This window comes from Streptosporangium sp. CA-115845, assembly GCF_050943795.1.
Taxonomy (GTDB): Bacteria; Actinomycetota; Actinomycetes; order Streptosporangiales; family Streptosporangiaceae; genus Streptosporangium.
Genome location: NZ_CP191987.1, coordinates 246107 through 272243, shown reverse-complemented (window position 1 = coordinate 272243; position 26137 = coordinate 246107). Strand labels below are relative to the sequence as shown.

General features: G+C 67.5%; 1 protein-coding gene (only partly in view). It reads right to left on the bottom strand.

What is annotated here, in order from left to right; translation table 11 throughout:
• Positions 1-26137 carry the 5' portion of a UvrD-helicase domain-containing protein gene (locus ACQP0P_RS01130; RefSeq protein WP_433358604.1) on the bottom strand. 11462 nt of this gene lie to the left of the window's left edge, so the window shows 26137 of its 37599 coding nt (coding positions 1-26137); it begins with the start codon at positions 26135-26137; its stop codon lies off the left edge, out of view.

Below are 26137 nucleotides of genomic sequence, written 5' to 3'. Positions count from 1 at the left end.
CTAGAGCGGACCCGTCATCGGTGGACACATCGGCGTACGGTCCCGGGCTGGAGTCTGCGGCCAGTCGCCGGGCGTCGGCTTGCTGTTCTTGCCACAGCAGGCGGTCGGCGGCCCATTGCGCCTGTTCCTGAGTGGGGTAGACCTCGGGGTCAGCGATCTGGCCGTCCGGCATGCGGTAGACCCGCACCTTTTGGCTGTGCTTACTCGATTTGCCGGTGGCGTACCGGCCTCCTGGCGCAAGCTTGGAGTACTCCGGCAGTCGGACACCCGCTTTACGGGCCAGGGCCAGTGTGGCGAACGCAGGACGGTCAGGCAGCTCGGCCAGTGGCGCCGTCAGTGGGTCGAAGGTGTCACCGAGGGTGTCGACCGGGTGCGAAGTAGTGCCATCCAGGTCCGGGCCGGGGACAGCCGATTGATCATCGTGTGCCGCCGCCGGTTTCGCGGCGACAGCCGCGATCCCCACTTCCGGATCACGGATGAGGAGGGCCGTGTCCTGATCTGCTGATTGGCCCGAGACGGCCTGGCCGGCAACGTGACCGGCGTCCACAAGGCCGGATGGCGCGTCACCAGCTGGTAGATGCACAGCCCCAGGTGACTCATCGGTGGTGTGTCCGAGGGAAGAAAGCTCACTGGCCGGAGCGATGAAAGCACTCGCTGAGGGATCTGTGGTGATCGTTGCAATACGGCTCCCAATAGTCAGGTTGGCAGGCTCCCAAACCTTTTCCTGCTGATTAAGAGAGACCCAGATATGGTCCGCAACCTGGCGCCAGCGCTGCAAGCTGTGCGCGCCATCACCGGTTCGCGGATAAGTATCATGGACATCCCATCGTCCTTCAGCGTAATGTGCCGCACCAATAAGCGTCTGAGGGTTTATCCCGGCGATCTCCGACACGAATTGATCTGCGCTCATGGGCTGCAGTGCGAGAGCCAAAGCCACTCCCTGCCGATAGGCCTGTCCTGGCAGAGAGCGCCGCTCAGGGGCAGATGCTTTCAGCTCATTGAGGAGATCATTCCAGGCGAGCAGTTCGTATAGCGCGCGGAGAACACCTATGTCGTAACCGACTATGGAAAACTCGGGATTCGCGGTGAGGTGGTCGATCAACGCATGTAACACGTTAATCTCTTCATGAAGATCAGCGTCGGAAAGAGTGCGCATACGATAGATGGAACTGGCGATCCCCGCGTCAACGGCGATGCGGTCGTTTTCGCTCAAAGGTGTGATATCAGAAACAGGCAGCGGAGGAAGACCAAGTAGGGCCGTCATGCGTTCGACGAGGGCGAAGTCGACAGATGCCACCTCGGCGGAGACAGACGAGAACTCATGCACATCTTCGGGCCCGGAGTCCGTCGGTACGGCGTCGCGCGAAACTTCCGGCCCCAGGTCTGACAGTGCCCACTGTGCATACGGTCCGCCAGCAAGGACTACCGCGTCGGCGGGAGTGCAGTCAGGCCGCTCCTGCCAGATCACCACCATCCGTCGATGCTGTATATAAAGGCGCCCGAACTCTGGGTCGTCGAGGCGGCGCTGGCCCTGCCACAACCGCTGCAGGTTCCGCTCCAACTCCTTTAGACGAGCCTCCAACTCGGTGGTGAGCAGCTCATCCAGCTTCAGATCCGCCAGCCGCGGATCATCGGGAGCGACAACGCCGATGAACTCCTCGCTGTCGAGGTAGAGGATGCTGTGGCCGGCGGAGTTGGTGATTTCGAAGTCACCGTCGCTGCCAGGGGCCAGCAGCCCCACCAGCTGACCGTCGTGATCGTTGTAGGCCACCCGCTGACCCACAAGCGCCTCGGACGGATGCTGGGCCTCCAGCAGCAGGTGCGCGGTGCCACGGTACGGGCGTGCGGCATTGGCGTCCCAGCCGTGCTCGTGCAGCACCTGTTCGATGCCTTTGCGGATGTCGCGCTGGCTGACCGGGGTGTCGACGTAGGCCTGCAGAAGCTCAGCGTCGGACATAGCGGCCCAAGAAGCACGTTGGCGGCGCAGCTGTGGGCTGGGCGCCTCATACCCTTCCCTCTCTAGCAAGGCGACGACCTCGGCATGCAGCGCGCCCGCGCCCTCAACGCCGCGCTGGTCGGCATCGCTGAGGTAGTCGGAGACGACCGCCCAGGAGTCGGGTACCTCCAGAGCGTCTTCGGCCTTGATGGAGACCAACAGTTCGGTCATGCGTCGCCTGGCCGCCTGCTGAGCACCGGTCGGATCCGGCAGCGCGGCGATGCGATCGGCCAACGCCCGGGCGCGCTCGTCGGCCTGCTGCTGATGCTGACGACGAAGCTGTTCTTGTTCGTGGGTGCGGTCGACCGCGGTGAACACCCCGCCCAGCTCGTGCCACTGCCGCAGCTCGGCGTCCATCGCAGTGGTACGGGTCAGGAAGTCACCGAGAGCGTGGATGCGACCGTGAGTGTAGGCACGTGCTCCGGCATACTCCTTCGACGTTAGATTCTGCAGATCATCGGGCCAGCGCTGGGTTCCGGCCCATTCGATGACCGTTTCCCACCCATCAAGGTGATCGCGTGGTGGTGCCGGCGGTAGGCCGCGCCGACTGCGTTCAGCGTGCACTGCGAGCAGCTGCAAGGCCAGGTAGCCGACCATGCTGCCGTCTTGGGCGGGGTCGCCCAGTCGGTCGTGGGTTTCGGCCACGTCGAAGCAGGCCCGAATCGCGGCGGTGACCGCGTCCAGGTCGGCGTCGCTGCGGCGCATGTGCTCGGCGGCCGTATTGCGCGCTTGCTGGCTGCCCCACCGCAGCGGTTCCTGTTGCTGTTCCGTTAGATACGTGCGAACGGCAGCCACCCCGGCGGGAGCGACCTTGAGCGCTTCAGCCTGCTGCACGCACACCTGGACGGCTTGCGCGCTGATGGTGATCTGCTGCAGGTGCGCAACCCGGCGCACCAGGATCTCGGAGTCTGGGTAGGTCCAGGGTTCACCGCGGCGGTCGATGTAGCTGTGTAGATTTTCAAGGAGAGGACCTTCGCGTCCGTCGGCGTGCCGCCAGCGGCCAGTCCCGGTGACGAACTCCACCAGCTTGGTCTTGGAATTGGGTTGGCGCCGCAACGTGCCGGTGATCGTCACCTGATTGGCGCGGCCTGGCCGGTTGTCTCCGCCGAGCCGTTTGACGTCTGCGCTGTCCAGCACGACCGTGAACTCGATCTCGTCACCGGTGATCAACTCGGTGGCGGTGGCCAGGAAGCGACCGGTCGCCGCAGCGTGCTCGCGCAAGGCGGCCTGGCGCTGGGCATGTTCGGCGCGCGCCTGCTGCGCCGCGATGATGCGGTCATGGGCTCGGGTCGCCGCCGTTGCACTTCGACCTCGGGCGCGGTCGAAGTCCGCGCGGATCGCGATGACCGCATCGCGCAGGTCCAAGCCGTCCGTCGAGCGCCAGGTGGAGACGATCGACGGAAGATTGACCGCTCGCCAGGGCAGAGGCTGCCCGTCGGCTCCTTTCAGATGCTTTTCCAGCTGCACTGCCAGGTGCGCGGCTTCTTTGACACGGACGGTCATGCCCACTGGCAGCAGAAAGAGCGTTGAGCCGACCGCGCCTATCTGGCAGGAGCGTCCGTCCCGAAACCAGTACAGGTTGCCAGAAGCCGACACCGCTAAGGTCGGGTCCTCAATGAGGCGTCCCAGTTCAGCGGTGACGCTGTCGCGGTTATCGGCGGAGACATCGGCCAGGATAGCGGCCTGGTGTTCGCGCCAGTAGGCCCGCAGCTGCTCCAAGGTCAAAGGGCCCGTGGGAGCCAGCACGACTGTGGTGTCAGCGGGTTGCGAGGCCGTGCCGTCGGCGTGGTCAGTGCGTGGCGCGGGTGAGGACGCCAAGGATGCCACAGGAGCAGCGGCATGATTGTCGAGGCCGGGGCGTGAATGTTCGGCGCTGTCGGCTACCACCGGCGCTTCAGAGAGAGCAACACGAGGGCGACGCTGCGAGGAATCAGCAGTGGCCGGGGAAGTGTCGTGCAGCTGTGCTGATTGATCGGCCGTGGGAGCCTGCTGCTGTGCCGCCTGCGGAATGACCGGCATCGGCCGGTCGAGGCTGCGGCCCGCGGGCAGCGTGGCCCTGACCTTGGCTACGAGCTCATCGTCGAGGATCCACCCCAGCGACCCCAGGTCCACGCTGTGCCGTGCCCGGGTGACCGTCACATAGGCCAGCCGGAGATCTTCCGCCGAGAGCATGACGATCGGACCGTCGGCCTGGTTGAAGTTGGGCATCCGGAAGTCATTGGCGATCTTGACGTGGTCCCATTCGCGCCCCTTGGCCTTGTGCGCGGTGGAAACCACCAACTGCGGTGCCAACTGCTCATCGGCGACGTTCTCGTCGACCAGCTGATCGAGCGTCCGGATCAGCGACTCGGCGCCGTAGCGCTCCACCAGGTTCACGAACACTTTCAAGGACTGGTTGTCATCATCGTTACGCACGTGCTTGCGCACGGCATCCCAGGTGGGAAAGCCTGCCAGCTCCGGGTGCTTGGTACGGCGGCCTCTCTTCAAGTCCCGGGCCGCGCGGGCGATGTCCTTGAGCGCTTCGCCGCCGCCAACCATGGCCACGCGCTTGCCTGCTTCCAGGTTCTCCACAACGATCGCGATCGCGCCGGCGTTGGTCCGGCACAGCACCGCATCCGGTTCGGGCACCTCGCCGATGCGGGTGTCCAGTGCGGGGTTGCCCTCCAGCAGGAACGGCGACTCAAGCAAGGTCAGGAACCGGTTTCCGACCGCGGCGACGGCGGGGCCGAACCGCCAGCTTTGCGTCAGCGGCAGCGTCACATCGGCGGGCCAGCCTTCCAGGGCGTTGATGGCCCCGCGGAAGCCGTAGATGCTCTGGTTGGAGTCGCCCACCACGATGGTCTGCACCGGCTGGGCCCTGATGACCTTCATCAGGACGCCGTTGATGTCCTGCGCCTCGTCGAAGAAGATCATGCCGTAGGGGAGGAGCGGTTGACCCAGGGCCCAAATCTTGAAGTAGTCGTCGTGATCGAACAGCAGCTTCCCGGCCGGGTCGGTGATGTCGCCCCAGGCCGCGTGCGCATATCCCAGCACCGCGGCCGCCAGCTGCGATGCCTGGAGTAGGTCATGCGGCAGGTGCTTGGCGCTAAGTTGCTCGTCTCCGCTTTCGCGGTAGCGTCGTACCGTTGCCATTGCCAACCGGGCGGCCTCCTCCCCGGTGACCTCCTGACCGTCGGCGATAGAGATCATGGGGATCCCCAGCAAAGCGGCCTGCTCGGCGGGCAGGCGTACCCCCTTGCCCACGTTCTTGATCTTCTTTTTGTAAATGCCGTCGATTAGCCCGGCCCGGGCGAAGGAGTGTGCGGTGTTGGCGGTGACGTTGTCGGGGAAGACACCTTGCGCTTCATCGGCGATGGAGCGGTTGAACGCAAAGTAGACGATCTTCTTGGTCGGGTCGGCCTCGGCCATCGCGTGAGCGACCAACCGCAGTGTGGAGGTCTTACCGGTACCGGCCAGGGCCGGGACGACGGCATTCAGCCCTTGCACACAGGCGTCGATGATGGCCTGCTGCTGGGCGGTTGGTGGATAGGACGGTTTGGCCTTGGCCGCCTCGGCCTTGGCCTTGGCCGCCTCGACGTTGCGGGCATGCTGGCGGTCCAACTCGGTGATGGCCGCGCGCAGTTCGGCCAGATGACGACCGGCATCATCCAGTGGGCCTTTATAGATCCATGCACGACGTTCTTTCTTCCACTCGAACCCGTTGTCTTTGAGGGCTTGACGCAGCGCCGGTGGATCACGTTTGAAGTCGGTGCCCGATACCGTCGGTGGGACGTTGGTGTCGCCGATGACGAGTCGCTGTGCCAGGGGGCCGGGCTGCGCGGGAACGTCATCGGAGTCGGCCGCAAGCGGGGCCGCCGGTGGCAGGACTGGGCTGCTGGCCGATTCTGCCGTCCCCGGCGCCGATGCAGGGGAGGTTGGCGGTGCCGAAGGGAGAGAGGCCGTAGAGGATGAGGGGGTGGAATTCAGGCCGGCGTGCTGGATCAACAACCTGCGGAAGCAGGCGGCGACATCGTCGACGGGGGTGGCGCTGGTCAGACGGATCCCGGCACTGGCCCACTGATCGCCGTACATGATCGGGAAGATGCCGCCGCCGTCGGCCTTGACGTACACCGTCCAACGGCGTCTGCGCCGGTCAGGGCGCCAGCTGACACCGAACCCCTGCACCTGGTTATCCCAGATCACCTCGTGGTGGCCGTTGGAGACACCGTGCTGTCCGAGCGCATCGTTGATCTTCAGCGCGTGTTGCAGATCCGCTAGACGGTCCTCAGCTAAAGAACCGGCCCGGCAGGCATCCGGTGTGCAGTCGTAGATGTGCTGATGAGCGCGGTGCCAGGCCTGCTGAAGTTCCTTCGCCGAGCGTACTTGCTCAGGCGTGACAGGGGCGTCGGCTCCGTTGGGGGCGGCAGGCTCGGCAGGGGTTCCTTCGGCTGCGGCAGCACTCGTCGGTGTGGCTGCGGCCTGTTCCGCGCCGGGATCAATTGCGGCCGGTGGGCGGGAAGCCGCTGCGGCGCTGTTGGCCAGCTCGGTCAGGGCCTTCCAGTCGGGTGCCCCAGGCGCCGGTTCGGCCGTGCTGTTGACGACGCGGGCCCATACGCCCTTGTCAATCGAGTAATGCGGTCGGTCGGTGGGTTCGGTGTCGGCAACGAACACGTTGTCGCGCCGATAGACGCGGTAGGTCAGATGCTGATCGTCAGAGTGGCGGAGGGCGTGCCGGACTGCGTCGATCGGTAGGGCAAAAGCCTGGTGCATCCAGCGGGGGCCGGTGTGTGAGGTGTCATCCGGGTAGGGGCGGCGGACCCGACCGATGTGATCGTAGTTGTGGCGGGGGGAGGCGCCTGCTTGATTGTCAGCGGTGATCGACAGGGTGTTGAGCCGCCGGACGCGGTGCCATACGCCATCGACTTCGATGAAGTCGTCGATCTTTAGATCGTCACGGCTGAAACCGATCGCATTTGCTAGCGGCAGTACAGGTTCAGCTGCTTCGGCCTGCTCGGCGATCGTGCCGGGAGCCGTTGGCTGGCCTGGTGGATCAGCGTCGGCGCTGCGACGGGGCAAGAAGGCGGGTAATGCCTCGACGGACGCGGTTGGGATCGGCACCTCAGCCGATGACGGCGGCGAGGAAACAGGATCGGTGGCCGTAAGCGGGCCATCGGGGCCGGGTGTGCGATCAGCGACGGTGCCCGCAGGAGGCGCGGTGCGTTCGGCGTCGTTGGCCACCTCGCCCGGTAGAGCGGCGCCGAAACCGTAGGGAAGGAAGTCCGGTGGTTCCTGGTCGGCGTAGGCTGCGCGAAGCGTCGGGAGGAGCTCTTGGTGGCCTTCTGGTGTCAGCCCGACAAGGGCAGAGTCGATCATCAGCTTGACGTACGCCGCCGTAATCGCTGGGGCGAGTGTCGTGAGCTGGGCGCCTGCATCGGCGGCGTCCCAGGTGAAGGGGCGATCGTCGGCATCGGGTAGCTGTTTGATCGTGTTGGCGAAGGCAGCAGCCTGCTCGGCGGTGCCGAAGTCGTAGTTGCCCAGCAGCAGGCCGCTGCCGGTGTGGGCGATGCGCCAGCTGCCGTCATCAGGGTTGCTGAGCACCAGGAAGGAGCCTTCGGCGGCCAGTTGCACATCTTGCAGTTGCGCCAGCTGCTGGGCTCCGGCTGTGGCCGCAGGGAAGGGGCGGTCACCGCCGGAGCGCAGATGCTCTGCGGCCTGCTCCATCCGGTGGAAGCGAACCCCGGGCACCGAGCCGTCCAGCAGGCGTCCGGTGGCCGCGTGCAAAAGACGATCTAGTGCGTCGCGCCAGCTGTGGAATTCCAGGTCGGCAGCTTCGACGTCTTCCTGCTTGAAGCGCCATCCGAAGGGAAAACGCCGGATGGCGCCCAGCGGCTCATCTCCCTGCCGCAGACGATATTCCGCACCATCGTCGACGCGCTCCAGATGTACGCCGGTGGTGTGGAGTTGGTGGTCGGGCAGCTCCGGTGGCCGCCGGTAGGTCACCCTGTCGGTGGGGTGAACCCGCAGAGCGGTCAGTGGCCGTCCCAGCTCGTCGGTGTGCTGACTGCCCAGCGGCAGCAGCGCCCCCATCGGGGCGCCGAGACTGTCGAGGGCCTGCCAGCGGGCGTCCAGTAACTCCAGCTCGCTGAAGGCGCCTTCCTGCGTCCGGCTGCCAGGGGCGACACGGCCGGTGATGCGGATTTTTGGCAGGTGGACCGCTGGGGTGTTCTCGAACGCCTCGGGGTTGTCCTGCGCGAACGCAGTGGTGATCATCGCGATGTCATCGCCCGGCCGGAGCCGGTAGGAGAACGCTTCTTCCTGGGGCCAGCCCTCCAGCAGCGGCAGGTCGAGGGTGGCTGTGGCGGCGGGCAGCGTCGGCCGTTGCGGTTGCGGGGCATCGAGCAGCGTCACCACCGGTGTCGGCACCCACCGGGTATACCGGGCCCGGTAGAGGTCATCGACGTCCAGTTCCGTGCCGTCCGCGCGGTGGAAGGTCATGTCCTGCAGCGGGCTGCCCTGGACGCAGTCGAAACGCTGTCCGGCGATGCGTGCCCGCACCAGCAGATCCTGGCCGCGTTCCAGACCTGCCACTGTCCGCAGCCGTGGGTCATAGTCGATGAACTCCACGCTGTCGCCGGCATCGAGCCGATAGTTCGTGACTTTCTGCCCGTATCGCCTCCCGTCGTGATCGCGCACGATCGGCTCGTCCGGGTCACGCGCCAGCAGGTCATTGCGCAGCACCGTGGTGGCGGTGCCGTCGCGAAGAACGAGTCGGAAGGCCCCCGGGCGCAACTCGGCCATCTGGGTGACTTCCTCGAGCACATGCTTGTTCTCCCAGTCGGCTCCGACGCGGACGCGGATCCGGTCGCCGGGCTGGATCTGGTCGCCGTAGACGTGCCCGGGACCGGGCCGCGCCCGATCCGGGCGGATGGTGGTGCCCTGCTCGTAGGCGGTGACCTTCTCGGCGTCCTTGGTCGCATATCCATGGTCGCGGTCGTGCTCGCCCTTGATGCGGGTGAGCGCCTCTGCGAGGGGCTCGTCGCGGTCGGAGCGCCATGTCTGATCACCGTGGAGCTCGCTGGTCCAGGTGTAGGGGGCTTCGTTGGCGCTGATCAGTTTCTGTTCGTAAGCCGAGGCGAGGGACAGTGCGCCCTTGCGGCCCTGGTGCTGGGATTGGAGGGCTTCTGGTAGTGGATACCCATTGGCGCTGGCGACGATGAGATAGGAGTACTTGCCTTTGGAACCGGACCGCTGCACAGCCAGACGCCGACCAGGGGTGAGGGTGAACGTGGCGCGGTTTTCGCTCGTCGACTCAGCGAGACCACGCAGGGACAGCCGGTATCGGCCGGGCATGGAAATGGAGTCATCAGCCGCCAGTTCGCCCCAGCGGCGGAGCATCTCGGCGACATCGGCAGGCGGCTCGATCGTGACCGGATCGCTCCCCGGTGCAGCTGCGGTGACGCCGGTGCCGGGGAGGGGGGATGCTTCCGGTTCTGCTCCTGGAGGAGAGGGCGGTGGCGGTGTTTCGGCGCCAGGTGCGTCATCGTGCACTTGGGGTACGGGCAGCGCCCCGGTGGAGTCCGGCAGAGGCTGCGAGGCGGCGGCAGCGTCGTAATGGATACCGGTGGATGTGGAGGCCGGTGCGGTGGGGCGCTGGAGTCCGGCGCGGCTGATCAACAATGCGTGGAAGCGTGCGGCGACCTCGTCGGCGGGTACCTGGCTGGTCAGCTTCAGCCCAGTACCAACCCAGTCCTGTCCGTGAAAGATGACGAAAAAACCTGGGCGGGTGTGGGGGTAGATACTCCAGGCGCGGTTGCCTCGGGTGGGGCGCCAGCTGACCGCGAAGGCTCGCATCGTGGCATCCCAGGTGACCTCGTGATGGCCGTTGGGAATGCCGAGCCGGCCCAGGGCGGTGTTGATGTTCAAGGCGTGCTGCAGGTCGGCTAGACGGTCATCGCCGAGCGGCCCGAGCACGCAGTCGTCGAAAGCACAGTCATGAGTGCGGTGCCAGGCCTGCTGGAGCTCCTCACCTGAGCGCTGCTGTTCGCCCGCAGGGGGCTCCTGCTGCGCCTGTGCCAGATCCGCGGCGGGGGCCTTTGGCGGGGAATCGGCTTGTGAGTGTGAGGAGAGCGGCGCAGGAGCGGTGGGCAACGCCCACAGGTCGCCGAGCCGAATCAGGCCATCGGCCGAGGTGAGAGTAAGCGTGAGGGAATGACCGTTATCTGTGATGTCGATCTCGGTGCCGCGCGCGCCGAGCTGACGCACCGCGTCGACCACGACTTCACTCTCGTCGAAGTTCCAGCCGCGGCTGCGATGGCGGATGATACGCAACCGGTCGCCGACGCGGATGTTGTGACGGTCGATCGGCCCGCGGGGGCGGCCTTGGCGGGTGTGGTGTTCGGTCCAGATGCGTTCGTTGTCGCGGGTGAGGGCCACAGAATCACTGCGGCCATGATCGCGGTCGTAGCGGGCGGTCAGGTGGATGACGTCGGTCCGCAGGCTGAGACCGCGCGCCGATTCCCAGTCGGCGTGCGCGCGCTGGTCGGTCACCTGCCAGGTGAACGGCCGCTCCTGCCGGTCGCGCAGCTGGGTCTCCAGCATGGTGGCCAGCTCGGCCACTTCCTGGAGGGGACGGCCTCTCAGGAGCGTGGCCGGTGCGATCTCCAGGCCGGCGAAGGCGGTCACGATCCGTAGGTCCACATCGTCGCCGACAACCAGCAGGTGCCCGTGCGGGGTGGGGATCAGGTGCGCGCTGGTGGCGATCGTCGTCAGCTGCCGGCGAGCCTGGGCCAGACGGTTGGCGAAGGCTTCGGCGCTTTCTTCGGGCCCGTGGGGTCCTGCGAGGTAGCGAGTAGGAAGCGCATCGGTGGGGTGGGAGGCCAGCCGGGCACGGATCTGCTCGCCGAGATCGGCACTGCCAGGACCGGTAGCTTCCGGCGCACTCACCGGGTTGGTGCTGCGGCGGGGCAGTCCGGCGGTGTTGATCAGGAAGGTATGGAAAGCGCGGGCGGCCTCTTGGGCAGGTGTCGCTGCCGAGATGGCCAATGACGCGGTGAGCAGCCACTGATTTCCCCGGTAGACCTGTACGTTTCCGGGGCTGTCGTCCACGGGGAAACTCCACGGCGGCTCTTGTCCCGGGGGCTGCCAGCATACGCGGAGGGTGCGGGTGTCGGCGTCCCATGCCACGGCGTGAGTGCCCGCGTGGATACCGAGTTCGGTGAGATGGCCAATGATGTCCGCAGCACGGCGCAGGTGCTCGGCGCGAGCGTCGTCCAGGTCGCCGAGGGAGCAGTTGGCCGGCTCGCACCCGTGCAGGTCGTGCCAGGTGCGCTGGAGTTCGGCATCCACCTCGGGCTCGTAGGGGTGGATGTTGGGGATCGGGCCCTCACCGTACAGCGCCTCAAGATCGGGCTCGTGTTCGGCCATGAGGCCGGCGTGGATGCGGATCTGGTCGCCGAGGTGGCGCCAACGGTGATGCTCGCTTTGCCACCGCGGGGTGTCGGGGACGGGCTGGGCGTCCCAACGAGCCTGAGCGTAGTCGGCGGCGCCGCGCAGCGTCTCGGCGGGCAGCTGCTCGATCTGCGCCACGATGGCCGGGCCGTCCAGCCGCTGGGCATACAGGTGCTTGGCCAGCGCGATCCCGTCCAGGTAGGCGCGCTCAGGCAGCGGGCTGCGCCCATCGGTGGCGGCGCTGCGAGCGGTGGCGATGTCCCAGGCGGGGAAGTTCACCAGCAGCTCACGACACAGGTGGGCTCGTTTGTCGGCGGTGGGGATCTCCTGCCAGCGGCTCAGATGCTCAACGGCTGCTTGGAGGCGCAATGCCTCGTAGTGCAATTCATCGTCGCCGAGCGCGAGGTCGCGGGCCCGGGGCAGGACCTCGGAGGCTGCGGCGGCGTGTTCGGCCGCGGTGAAGAAGGCCAGAATCTCCGTCGGAGACTCCGGCATACCGATACTGCGGGCGATCCGCTGAAGCCTGTCGATATCCATGCTGGTGCGCCGTTGGTCGCAGATCAGCGAAAGACGATCGCGCAGCAGATCCCAGGCAGGCATCTCCGCGGTCTGGGACGCGGGGTGAAGGGCGGCGCGGGCGGCGCAGTAGTCCACGGCGGCGCGCAATGTCTCCGGCTCGGCGCGCCATGCCGCATTCATGTCCTGGGTGGTGTGTAGGCGTACGGCCAGGCCCGCACCGGCGAGATAGGCAGAGGTGGGCGGCTGGTGTTGCACTACGGTCAGGGCAGCCAGTGCGACTTCGTCGACAGCGGTACCGGTGTCCAGGCGGGCCCGCAACTCCATCGCTTTGGCGTCACGCTGGTGGGGTGTCAAGCCCGCCATGGAACTGACCTGTGCTCGGGCCGAGTTCAAGGGCACGGGGGCTTGCAGCTGTTGCTGGGCGAGGCGTTCGGCTTCCTCGAGGCTTGCTCCGTTGGCAAGGGCGACGTGCCGGACGATTGCGGCGCCGACGTCCAGGCCCGCTTGGCGGGCCTCTTCCATAAGCCAGTGGTATTGGTCCTCTTGCTGTTGGGGCTTTAGTTCTAGTGTGACCTCCAGCGTGCTCACCGCTTCACGGACGGCGGTGGACACATCACCGTACGTGCTGTCGATCCGTGCTGGATTGCGGCTATCCAATGCCTCCTGGTACCTGAACATGGCGGCTTCTGCCCGCTCACGGATCGCCCCAGTGAACATCTGCGGGATGAGGGGGAGAGCTGGAACGACTGTCCTGGTGAACTGGCCAGAAGCAGCAGGGCCGGCCTCGAGGTCGAGGAGGTCTGCCGGAGCGGACTCAGGGGCGAGCTCGGGGGAAGACAAAGCGTCACGGGGAGCGGGCACGGGGTTGGCAGGTTCGGCAGAAAAGGTGGCTTGGGGCTTGCGGATAGAGGTGGTGGCAGGACTGTCTGGGACGGAGGGAAACAACGGCGCTAGGGAACGCGGTAGCACCAGGATGTCTACGGTGCGCTCGGTGCCTGCCGCATCGCCGACTTTGGACCAGCGCCGGGTGATGGGCTCGCCGTTGATTAACTCACCGATGAGCTCGATGTCCTCGCCGTGGTCGACGGGGGGCGCGGTGATGCGGCACGGCATCCCGCCAGGACCTCGGTGCGAGTAGAAGCTGCCAGGCTGTACCTGGCTGATCGGCGTGGGGTCATACCAGCGCTTAGGTAAGGCTCCAGCGAGCTGATACAGGCGTTGCACACGCGCGGCGTCAGGTTCCTCCGGCGTTGGAGTTTGCTGGTCCAGGTCGAACAGTGTGGCCGCGGGTTCGGAGGTTGTTTGAGCGCCGCGGGGCGTGGTTGGTGCTGGCGTGGACATACCCGTTTGGTGGGCGCGCAGCGCTCGGTTGAAGATGGTGTCGGTCAGGTCCTCAAGGAGCGTCTCGATCTCGTGTCGTGCGAGGCGGCGCAAGTCGGATTCCCCGATGGCGGCAAAGGCCGCTGAGGCTGAGATATAGCCGGTTTCCGCCGCAGAAGCTACCAAGAACGCCTGTTGTAGGTGCGGATCCAACCCGGCGGTGATCCACGTATGCAGGCGCTTCCATGACATCGTGCCCCTGCGGGTGCCCTCTGGAGCACGAGCTTCGATCTCCATGCCGTTGCGCCGTAGCGCCACCCCCCGGGCCGGGCGGGGGTCGGGCCCATCAGAGCGGGGGTCAGCAAACGAGCGATGGCCGGAGATTATCTCGTTGAGGGCGGTGCGGTCGTCGCTGCTGCGGATGAGCGCGGACAGGAACCTAGTACCAGGCCGGCGCAGCGCATACGCGATATCGGAGTCGATCAGCGCGGCCGGTTCGGCCGGGCCGGCAACGGCGGGGGCTTGTGCTGCCAATGCGGGAAAGGCCGCGAGGTGTTCAGCTGGGGCGGCGGGCTGTGGCGCACGATCGGAGGCGATGGGCGTGCCGTCTGAGACGGAGGGAAACAGCGGCGCAAGCGAACCCGGCAATACCAAGATATTCGCTGTGTGCTCGGCGCCGGCAACCGAGGCGAGGTAGCCGTTTTTGTACCAGCGGTGGGTGACGGTTCTGCTGTCAAGCAGTTCACCGGCGATCTCGACATACTCGCCGCGGTCAACGGCGGGTGCGGTGACACGGAACACCGCACCGGAGTAGCCAGGGTGGTTGTAGAAGCTGCCGGGCCGGATCTGGCTCAGTGGGGTGGGATCGTGCCAGTGATCGGGCAGGACCGCCGCCAGATCGCGCACGCGCTGTATGGACGCGGCGTTGGGATTGTGTGTTGCGGCGTCTGCGTCGAGGTCAAATAGTGGGGCGGCGGTTTCCGGGGGCGTCGGTGGACGACGCGAAGGCGGAGCCTGCTCGGCAGGATTGGTCTGGTGGGTGTGCAAAGCGCGTTCGAGGATGGTTACCCGCAGATCGCTCAGGAAAGTGTCGAGTTCCTGCTGGGCCATTGCGCACAAACGGGATTCCCCGATCGCATCGAACACCTCCCGGGCCGAGGTGTAGCGGCCCTTCACCAAGGATGTGATCAAGAACGCATCACGCGAGTGGGGGTCAAGACCTGGGGTGATCCACTGCCGCAGGCGTTCCCACGTCACCAGTCCATGCCGGGTGCCGTCCGGGGCGCGCACCGTGATCTCTAGGCCTTTTCTCCGAACCTGGGTGAGCTGGTGCAAGCCGGGTTCGGGGCCGCCGGAGCGGGTACCGCCGGATCCGTGTTGCCCGGAGATCACGTGGCTGAGTGCGGTGCGATCGTCGACGCTGCGGATGAGCGCAGCGAGGGACTCTAAACCCTGGTCGGTGATGGCGTAGAGGATATCGACGTCGGTGAGCGCGAGGGTGTTCTCGCTCGGCTCGGGGAGGCCGGGTTCGAGAAGCTCTACTGCAGCGTTGGCGGTGTGCTCCTGCATGGGAGTGTCGGTGAGGGGACCCTGGTCGTGGGTGAGTTCTGGCACCAGGGGCGCAAAACGGGGCAGCATCACCGTCGGCTGCGGGTCACCGTCGTTCTTGGCGATGATGCGCGTAGAGGGCTCAGCGTAGACGCCGCGGTACAGGACACGGCCGGTCACGATCATTTCATCGCCGACGTCGCGCGGGTCTTCGGTGAGGACGAACAGCCGCATGTCGTGGTGAAGCGATCCCAGCGCGTCCCCGGCTCGCAACTGTGATAGCGCTGTGCTGCTCTCCCACCGATCGGGGAGCTCGGCTGTCACCTCGTTGATGCAGTCCAGCACTTCTTGATGTGCTGCCGAGAGCGTCTGCTCGTCGTCTTGTGCCGTGGTGGAGAACAGGTCTTCTGCCTGAGGCGGCGAAGCGCTGGTCGATGCCGATGAGCTGATGGAGCCCAGTGGGGTGCGGGCGGCGAAGGCCATCGCTTCATCGCGGATCACCGTGGCGTAGGTCTTCAGCTCTTGACGCAAGGCGGAGGCCTGCTCGTCGGTGCCGGTGATGGTGAACACATCGTGGCCCTGCACAAGGTGGTGGTGAGCCGCCATGGCCTCCACCAGGATGCGCCGCTGCTGGTGAGCCAATCCAGGCCGGATCCACCGGTTGATGATCTGCTGCCAGGGCACAACCCCGCGGCGGGTACCGTCAACGGCGCGCACCTCAAGGCTCAAGCCCTGAGCGGTGGTCATGGCATTTCCCTGCCCATTGACCTGGGAGGTGAGTTGTTGCAGCTCAGTGGGGTCATCCATCGCGGCCACGAAGTGCGCCCACCAGAAGGTGTTGTACCGGCTCAATGCGGCGACGACATCCTCATCGCGGGGCGGCTGAGGAACGATGCCCAGGTGAGGGGCGAATTGGGCGGCTGCGACATCTAGCGGCAAGTCGGCGTTGTACTGCTGCTTGCCGTTGTGCGTCATCCAGATCGAGGTCAGCCCGTTGCTGTGGTAGGTCATCTGGTAGACGACACCCGCGCTGCGCAGCGCGGTGAGAATCTGATCCTGGACGCGTTCGGCCTTGGTGGGCAGGGGAGCAGGTGACAGCGGCTCGATGGTGCGGGCGGGGTGGGTGGCGTCAACGCCGGCGATACCGCGCACCGCCGCCGCTAGCCGTTGGTGGAGCTTCTGTTGCCGATTGGAGAAGTAGAAGGTGCGAAACTCCGTCGGGAGCTTCACCTGATCGGTGCGGATGGTTCGTGCCAACCAGACGGAAAAGACTCGTTCGGTGAAATCGTCGGGCTCCAGCTTGATGGCTGAGGCTCGCAACACCGGGTTCGTCAGTGCCAGTCTGGTGAGGGTGGTGACCGCCGCCGTGATCGCTGCGGGATCTGAATGAGCGGCGGGCAGCAGGGATTCGACGGTGATCGGTGTCCGGTGCGGGTAGCTGTGTTCTCGAGCCTGTATAGCGGCGCGCGCCAGCATCAGCAGCCGTTCGCTTTCCGAATGGAGACTGGCAGCCGCCTGCGCATCGGCCGCTCCCTCGGCGGTGTGCAGCACGTATTCCAGCACGGCCCAGCAGCGGTACATCTCCTGCGGCCGGTGGCCAAGGAGCGTTTCGGCGAGATCAGCGATGGCCGGTTGGATGCGGGCCACATCAGCTGCGGTGAAGATCCCCTTGGGCAAAGTGATTGCCCAGAGGTTCTCCACGGCGGTGGTCAGGCGCGCTTTGCTTTCTTCGTACCGCGCTTGATGTGGGGTGTCGGAGGAAACAGAGACGGCGGGTTTCGTTGATCGGGTGTCGTGCTCTTGTGGCCCGGCCTCCTGCTGCGGTGGCGTGGAGACCGTACCCGGTGCCGGTGCCGGCGTCAGGGGAACGGGCTGAGGGCTTGGTGGTGCCGGGGGTGGTGGCGCAGTAGGGGCGGCGGTATCGGAAGCGCTGTCGGGTGAACTGGCATTGACGATGCCGTCGAGGGGGTCCGGCAGGTGCAGCACGGTGACCGACGGGTCAGGTTCGGGATCGCGAGGATAGGGGCGCCACACGATGGGTTCGCCCCGAACGCCGTCGGTGAGGACCGTGCCGGTCACGCTGATGCGGCCGTCGACCTCGACCGGGCCATCGGTGACGATCAGAGGTGCGCTGCGGTTCCCGTATCGGTAAACAACGTCACCTGGACGTAGCTGTGACAGGCGCGCGTCGCTGGTGGGACGAGCCGGCAGCACTGCGCTCAGTTCAGCGATCCGGGCCAGGGCGACTTCGGACGCGGCATCGCTGTCGGCATCATCGGTGTCGAACAAGCCCGGCATCGCGGCCTTACCCGTCGCGGATTTCCCCCCGGCCAGGGGATCAGCGTTGGTGATGGTTTCGGTGACCGTCTGCCGGGCGGTGTCGAAGATGTGCGTCAACTCAGCGACGGCTTGATCTCTCAGGTCGGTTTGACCAGTGAGGGCGAAGTGCTCTCGATGCTCGCGGTAGCGCGACAGCGCGCTGTCGGCGGCCAGCAAGATGCGTCGTTCGTTGTCGGGGAGAACGGTCTTGAACCAGGGCAGCAGGGTGGTCCAGCGGCGCTGTCCGAAACGGGTACCACTGGCGGTCTCGATCTGGATGGTCAAGCCTCGGGAGTCGACGTCGATGTCTTCGACGGCTCCGGGGTCGGGTTCGGTGGCGCTACGGCGATGGCCGGTATGGGTGGGAAAGAGGGTGGTGGTGATGCTGGGGTCATCGGCGGCGCGGATCAGGTTGGCGAACCACCGCGGGCTAAAGCGCGCCAGGGCCGCAGCGGGATCGGCTTGGGCGAGGGGAGCGGTGCGGATTCCGATGTCGCGTGCGTGGCGTTCGGCGGCCAGGTCGAGAGGGAGGGTGTCGCCTTGCAAGGAGACGTAGGCATGGATACGGCCATCGTCTTCGAAGACGAGATGGTGGCCGTAGGTGTAGCTGTCTCGTAGTCCCCGCAGGATCTTGTCTGTTCGTTCATCGCTGACCGAGATGGGGACGGCGGATGACGCATCGGCGGGCGGGGGGATGCGCTGCCAGGTATCGCGCAGGTAGGCGGCTAGGAGCATGTAGAGCAGGTGCTGGACGCCTTTGGCGCCGAAGTAGTGGGTGCGCAGCGACTGGGGGATGTCCGGGTCGGGGGTGCGGATCTGGTCGGTGAGCCAGATGGAGAAGATCCGCGTGGTGAAGTCGTTGTGTTCCAGGTCGGTGCTGGCTTGACGCAAGCCGTCATGGGCCAGGGCGCGCGTGGCCAAAAGGTCGATCGCGGCTAGACATTCCTGCTGGGTCGTGCGTCGAGTCGGGTCGTTGAACAGGTCGATGATCCGACTCGACGCGGACGGGGGTTCGAGCACATTTTCCGAGGTATCGGCGGCAGCGCTGGTGTCGACGATGCCGGGTTCGAGGCTGCCGGGAGGTGAAGCAGGAGCGTCTGCCGTGACCGGCGCGGGCATGCTGGGGGCGCCACCGTCTGAAGGGGGGATCGATGGAGCTGATGCCGGTGCGGCTTGCGCGGCCGGTGTCGTGGTGGATGGGCTCACCGAGAGGTGTGGTGCATCACTGGGATCGGCGGGGGAGGGGGCGGGTGAGGTAAGGCCCTCGCCTACGGCGAGATCCGCGATCGTAGCGGCAGCGGCAGGAGCTGCTGCCGCGGGAACGGCAGGGGCGGCCTGGAGATCTGGCAGCCTTAGCACTTTGTGCTCGGCCGGATCGATCATCTGACGGGTCTCGGTGCCGTCGTTGTCGCGAAGGCGCACCACCATCACGGCGGGACGGTCCGGATGGCCGGCGATGTCGTGAACGAGTCCTTGGGCCCAGTCACCGCGGCGGGAAATCACCCGGATCCGATCGCCGACCGCGATCTCATCCACGGAGACGGGTCCCGCGGGGCGCTGCTGGTGTTGCTGAGCGCCCAGACGCCGCTCGTCGTCTTCACGGACCGCCAGCGAGGAGGTCCCGCGTGCCCGGTCATGGTCGGCGATCAGTCGTTGGATGTCTTGCCGGATGGTGAGTCCGTCGGCCGACCGCCACTGACGGACCTCCTGGCGGGCTTGGGGCGAGCTCCAGTCAATGGGCACGCCGTCGCCGTCGCGTACCTGTTGTTCGATCCAGCCCGCCAGCGCCATGGCGTCGGCGCCGGTGCGTCCTTCCAGAAAGGCTGCCGGCAGGTGCAGCAACGTGCGAGCCAGGGCGATCTGGTACTGGCTGTGATCGTCGGTGTAGAGGAGCAGATGGCCGCCGGGGCTGAGCGCGAGATCGGGGCAACGGCGAATCTGTCCGACGAGCTCTTTGTGACGTTTGATCTTGTTGGCATAACCGTCGTCGGTGTCGGCAGATGCGAACGGTGTGGCGTGCCATTGCCGCTCGGGGAATATCTCCGGCGGCAAGCTGTCCAGGTAGGCCAGCAGCTCGGCCAAAGTGGCAAAGCCCGGCCCCCTATCGGAATCGCGGTCTGCGGTTTCGCCGTCGGCCCCGGCCCGGGCCCCGGCCCCGGGCCCAGGCCCAGGCCCGGGGGCGGCGTCGGTGGCGAAGTCGGGGAAGGTGCTGGCGAGATCCTGCAGGGAAGCGGGGAGCCGCAGCATCCACACGGTCGGCTCGTTTGCCGCTCCCGCACCGGTGTATGACCAGGTGGCGTGGGTGGGCGGGGCGCCGGGTCGCAGCAGAACACCGCTGACCTGAAAGCCGGTGTTGGTGGTCGTGGCTAGGCTGGTCACTCGCAGTGGCCATCGGGACTGATGCCGGTCCTCGATGAGTGCGCCCGCTGCCAGCTGCGACAGCCGCATCCGGCTGCCGGCGCCGGTGCGCGGCGGAGCAAGGTCCTTCAGCCAGGCGATCCGGTCCAAGATGGCCGTTTCGTCGAGGACGGAGGGAGCGACCTCCGTGATCGACAACAGCGCGTTGTCGTCCTGAATGGGCTGAGAGGTCTTGCTACGGACGCGCAGGGGGCGGCTCGGGGACCGCTCATGGGCGGCCTGGGCTGCAGAGAGGATCGCCGCGGACGCGTCGGCGGCATAGGTGTGGAGTTTGTCCTGGACGAGCGCGCCTAGGTGCTCTTGCCCGATCAGCCGCAAGCTGTGCTGACCGCTGAGGTAGCGCGCGCGCAGCACGTCGGCTTGGCGCAGGATGTCGCCCTGGAGGGTATCAGCGGCAGGCTCTAGCCATTGGATGACCTCACGCCAGGTCAGGGTGCTCTGGCGGCGGTCGCCGATGTTGATGCGCAGGCTTTCGGAGGTGGCGTCGATCCGCTCTGAGGTCCCCGCATCGGGCTTTCCTGCCTCGCGGATGCTGGAGAGGCTGGTGGGGTGGAGGGAGCTCAGATGCCGGATGTCGTCACGGGCGCGCAGCAGGGTGGCGAGTGTGGAGATGCCCAGGCGGTCGATGGCCAGGGCGATGTCAGAGTCGTTGACGGGCGCGGGGGGTGAATCGGAAGGGGCGGCGGTCGGTGCGGAGGGCGAGTGCGAAGGCGTCCCCGTGGTGGCCGAGGGGGTGTCGTTGGTGGCGTGCAGGGGAGCCGGTGCCGCGGGGGGCGGGCGTTCTGCGAGGGCACGGTCGCGTGTGGGCGCATCGCGGGGCGAAAGAGACGGCTCGTCGGTGGTGAGCGCCCTCTGATCGCTCTCGGCCTCACCGTCGGCGCCGACGACCAAGGTCTGGGAGAGATCACCGCGTGGGGGGGAGGAACGCGGGGGAGGTGGTGCGGTATCGACCAGCGGCGGGAAAGGCGTCGGCGCGGCAGCAGCCGCCTCAGGATCGGAAACCTCACCTGCCGGGTGCTGTGCGACAGATGCGGGGGCGGATGGAGCCGGTTGAGCGGAGTCCTGCTCGAGATGGGCTGCTGGTACAGCCGGTGGATCATCGTCTTGAAGCCCTGGCACAGACGCCGAGGCTTCAGGTGTGATGGCGGGGGCGGGTGAGTCAGCATCAAGGCGAGCCAGGGCGCGTTCAAACTCTGCCCGGAGTGTGGGCAGCTCATCCAACTGGGCGATCAAGCGGTGAAACACGTCCTGGCCGGACATGCGCTGTAGGTCCTGGGACGTGAGGCGCACCCTGGGCAGCGCCACCTCGTCAAAACCGAGCGCCCACTGTGCCTGTCCGTCAGTGCGCTCGAATCCGCCGTAGACATTGACCCCGGCCAAGGTGGCGACGAGGAAGCGCGCCTCGGGATCGAGTCGCTCAGGACCGCTCTGGGCAGAGCGCAAAGCGGCGCTGATGCTCTCGTGTAGTTTCTGGCCGGCTACGACGGCGTTGGCGTAGTTGACTCCTCGCAACGTCAGGAGGACCTCAGCACCGTGGCGGCGGCGCAGGGCAGCGTCGATGAGCATGATCTCGTGGGCGAGGACATAGCGCTGCAGCTGAGCGTCGCGCCGCACCAGCACCTGGGGTTCGGCGGCGGCCGCCGTGGCAAGCGTGGCGTTCATCTGATCGGCGTGATCTTCAGCAAACCGAGCCAGCGCCCGTAGTATCTCGCCCTGGGCAGGGGCCACCGTTGCGGCGTGGGCTGCGGCATCGCGGCTGAGCCGTTGATACAACTTCGCCAGGAGAGGGCCGGAGCTCGAGGCTATCGCCGTGGTGGCGGTGTGGAGGCTGCGCCAGGAAGCCTGTAGTTCCTGGAAGCTGGTGGCCCACCCGGCGATGATGATGTCGCGGTCGTTGACCGCTTCGGCTGGCGGGATGTCGGCCTGCCCGAGCCAGGTCTGGTAGGTCTGCGATACCCGTCCGGCACTGCGCTGATAGTCGTCGTGGTCGAAGAACGGCCGCTCACGTAGGGTCCGGGGAGAGGCAGCCGCCGCATCCGGGGACGACGGCTGAGCCGAGGAAGCCGAAGCGGCGGGGACATCGGCTGGTGCGTCGAACAGCAGAGCTTGCCCGGCGGGCTGCTGGGCGCGCCGCGCCGAGCGCGGTGCCGCTGTGGCGTCTGATGCGGCCAGATAGGTGGCGATCGGTGCGGGAACCGCGCTGCCGTCTGCGATCAGCCTCTGAGACAGCTGGGCCAGGCCGCGGCGGGCTGGCTCCGGCCGGAGGGCGGCCCAGGCGCTGCCGTCCTCGTTGCTGGGGGTCACGATCTGCTGGACGGACCGGCCCCATACTCCCGAGCGGGCCCGCTGCAGCAGGTCGACCGGGTCGCGGTCATCGCCCAGCGCGGCCGGGTGAGGGCTGGCCGAGGTCACGATGGCAATCAAGTCGATCGCGGTGTCGATGTTCCCAGAAAAACGCCACTGCGCCTGCGGGGTCGGCGACAGGTCCTCCTCGCGCTGCCAGCTGGTGCGGGGCACCGGTTCAGGAGTCGGATCCGGCGAGGTCGTCGACGCATCCGGTGGAGGCGGTGACGGGTGGTCACGGTTGGCTGCGGGGGCGGCGACCCCGGGGGCGGCTGGTGGCGGCGCGAGTGAAGCGTCGGGGCGATCACGCGCTGGGGCGGGCAAGCGCATGACATGGGGGGGAGCGAGGACCTCGCGCACTCTCGCAAGCGTGGCGACTTGGTCACGCTGCTGGCTGCGCACCACCACGGCGCTGAGCTGGATCCAGGACGGATCACCCTCCCGGTTGCCCAGGAACGTTCCGGTAATCGTGACCGCTTCGTCGGCTTCGAACCCCAGAGCCTGCGTGTTCAGGCCCTCGGGTGCGGTCGTGGCCGTCCATCGCACCTGCTGGCCCGGCGCCAGGTGCGCCGTGGGGGTGAGGTCCCCGCCCTCCTCTTCTTCGGCGCGGCCGGGCACGGCCGCGGCGAGCATGAGGCGGTCGTTGCGGGCCACGGTGATCTCGGCGCCGTTGTCCAAACGCACCTGGGCCTGTCCCGGGCGGCGCCCTGGCGTGATGGCGAGGATGCGGGCAACGGTTGAGACGTCGGTGTCGTCTTGGCGCACCGTCAGCGTCATGTCCGGGCGCAGTTGGTCACCATACAGGTGGCCCTCGGGGAGGGCAGGCCGGTCCGCCTCGTGGCGGATGGCCCGCCAGTGGCGGGCCGCTGCGGTGTCAGGGTGGCCGTTGACCAGGTCGTGTTCGGCGTTCAGCCGCAGCAGCGCATCCCACCACGACTGCCCGTCAGCGGTGCGGAAAGCCTCGATGCGTTGCTGCAGGAGCAGCGGGTTGTCGGTGTCCCAGTCCAGGGGCCGGCCTTGGGCGTCGCGCAGGTGCTCGATCGCGGTAACAAGCCGACCGGCCGCGTACTGGCCTCCCCACCCTGGCAGCGCATCACCGGTGCCGCCCAGCACCCCGGGGTCTTGGAGGGGGGTTGCGGTCGCGGCGTGCAGCAGCCGCCAGGTGACGCGGTCGTCGGTGCGGTGGAAGGCCAGGAATCCGCCGCCGCCCAGGCAGAGTGTTTCCTCACTGGCTACCTCGACGCCGCGGCGCTGGTAGTGGGCACGCAACGCGTTGACGTCGGTGAAGCGCGAGGGCGTCGGCGAGTTGCCGTGCGCGGCCGGGCGGGTATCGGCAGACGGTGCCTGGTCGGGAGGTGATGGCTGCGGCTCATCGGCGCGGGAACGCTCGGGCCGGGCCGGGGCGCTGGAGGCGGGGGCGGGGGTGGGGGGCGCAGCGGCAGGAGGGGTAGCGCGAACCGCAGCCGGGCCGCGGGAGTCACCGTCGATGGTGGCGCGCGGCTTCGGCCTCTGCGCACGAGCGGCTGGTGGCGTACTCGTCGATGAGCCGTCGGCCGCGGCGGCGCGCAGCCAGATGGCCAGCTCGTTGGCGTGCGCGCTCAGCATCCGCAGGAGGGTGCGATCACTGGCTTGCTCGAAGGCCTGCCGGGCGGCCAGCAGCCGTTCCCCGCTGCTGCAGGCCTCGGCCAGTCCCGCATAGGCGCTAGCGGCTTGGTCCGGCGTGGCGGATGCGGCACTGATCTGCCGCCAGGCCAGGTCGATGAATGCGCCTTCGTTGGTGCCGACCGTCCCGAACTCAGCCTGCAACTCTTCTTCTTGGCGTTGGAGCACACAGGCCGTTGGTGTGGCGGTCCACTGCTGGTAGACCTCTTGTATCGCGGTGCGCGCGTAGTCGAGTTCCTCGGCCGCGGCGAAACGATCCTTGCGGCCTGCTGGTGCGGGCGATTGCGCCGTAGAGCGCCGATCGGATTCCGGTGGCAGGCGCCGAGCGTGATCGCCTTCATGCGGTTTGGCAGCGGGGGCCGGTGCTGCGGGCGGCGTAGCTGAGGCTCCGACGTTCCCGTCGCTCAGGTCGGGGAAGGGCTCACCAGCGTCCGGGCCGGGTTCGGACTCCGGCGGGGCAAAGAGATCAGCAGGCGTTGCTCCCCCGAGATCGGGTTCGTCGCCAAGGGGCGGCGTGGGCTGTTCGGCGGCTGGTGCAGGTGCGGGGTGGCGGCTGAGGTGTTCTTCGACCTGGGCAGGGGGCGGCGCGGCCGGGGTGCCCCCGTCGGGCGGCGCTGAGTTGACGGGGGTGGGGGCGGCATCGGTCGTGTCCGGTTCACCGGCCGAAACCCGGTCGCGATGGTGCGCGTCGGCGGGGGGAGCGGGTGGATCGGAGGGCAAGGCGGGGGCGCCGACGGTTGAGAGGGCGACGGGAGGTGGGGGACTGTGCTGGCCAGTGGGCAGTGAAGCGTCAAGGGGGCCGGTGTCGATGTCGGGGTGTTCTACTGGCGGGGGAGCGACATCGCGGGGTGTCGTCGGCGCGGGTGCCGGAGTGTGCTCCTGAGGGCCGGAGGCATCGGAGGCGGCAGGGGGATCGTGCTCAGCGCCGGGGGGAGGGGCGGCGGCGTGCTGCCCAGCGGAGGAGACGGACGCTGTGTGCTTGTCGTGCCCGAGGTCGTCCTCGGCGAAAGGCGCGATCGGCGCGTGATCCTCGCGCTGATCCGGCACCGCTGCCGCAGGGGTGCGCCGGTCGGTGGCCGGTGTGGCGGGCTCCCCTTCGGGGGAGTCCGCATCCCACGTGCTCGGATCGAGGTCAGGGGCCGCTTGCGGTGCCGCCGTGTGCTGGTGAGGTGATGGCTCGCGGGGATCGACGAGCGAAGCCGCATCCGCGGGACGGGCAGGTTCCGCTGTCTGCGGCGCAAAGGCAGCGGCAACAAAAGGGGCGGCATCAGCGTTGCTTGGCGGCCACACGACGCGATCGGCCTCACGGGCCGCGGGCGCGGCCGGCGCGGGATCAGGCAAGGGCGGCGCCGGGTCATCTCCTACGACGATGACCACGGTGAGCAGGTCGGCTACCGCGGCCGGTGACGTGGTCGCAGAGACGGTGACGCCGAAGTAGTGCGCGATACCGTCGGCCAGGTAGGCGAGCATGTCGTCTTTGGCCTGGCCGTCGCCCCAATGCGCGACCTGCCCCCAGATCTCGATGAGCTCTTGGCGGGGCTGGCTGTGCCACCAATCGGCATCGAGCCAGTGCAACAGCGCCGCACGCTCATAGACGTGCTCGCTGTTTTCCCCGCGCAGCGCCGCTTCAGCGGCCTGGATGCGCAGCTGCACGTAGTCACGTTGTTCCTGCATGCGCGCCAGTGCGCCGTCCTCACCCGCAGGGGGAGCGAGTTCCTCGGTCTCGGCGCGCCGGTACACCCTGATCAGGTCGTCAAGGCGTTGTCGCTCCGCCCGCAGCGCATCGCGGAGCTCGGCCGCCTCGGCCGGGGCTCCGGCCAGGATCTGCTCGCGCCGCTCCAGCGCCTGCTCGCGCACCGAGCGCGCCCGCATACCCCCGACATGCATCACGGGCTCGCCGGTGACGTCCTCACCGGCGTGCACCTCGATCGCGAATCGCAGCGACTGCGCGGCCTGCGGCGTGTTGGTCGCCGCGCTGAGCTGGGCGTCGAAGGCCAATAGTTGCTCAGCGCCGAACAGTTGCGCCCCGATGCCCGGCCCCGGCCGGCACCCGGTCATCTGCGCCGCGATCGTGCCGTGCCACAGGTCGCGGACCACGTAACTGAACACCGGTTCGTCCGCTCGCGCAGCAGCGTCCGGCTGCGGGCCCCGCGGGGTGGGGGGCCAGGCGCGGGCCAGCAGCGCGACCACGTCGCGCGCCTGCATCCGCACGTCCTCCACCCGCACCCCGTAGCGGGCCTGGGTTTGCGTGGCCAGATGGGCCAAGGCCGCTTGCGCGGTCGGTTCGGCCACCGCCGCCCAGCTGACGATCAGCTGCCAGGCCGCGCCCAGCCGCTCCGGCGAGGCCTGCTCCCACCACGCCGGATCGTAGATCTGCCGCATGATCGGCTGGGCAATGGTGAGTTGCCCCTGCAGGTGATGGGCATAACGGCGCAGCGGCTCATCACCGCTGGCCTGGGCCTGGCGGGCCAGCTGACCGCGCATGGCGGCCTGATATTCGCCGCGGCGGCGCCCGCTGGTTACCGCTTGGCGGATCCGGCGAACCAGGGGATGACGTCGCACCGCACGCAACACAGACACAGCCAT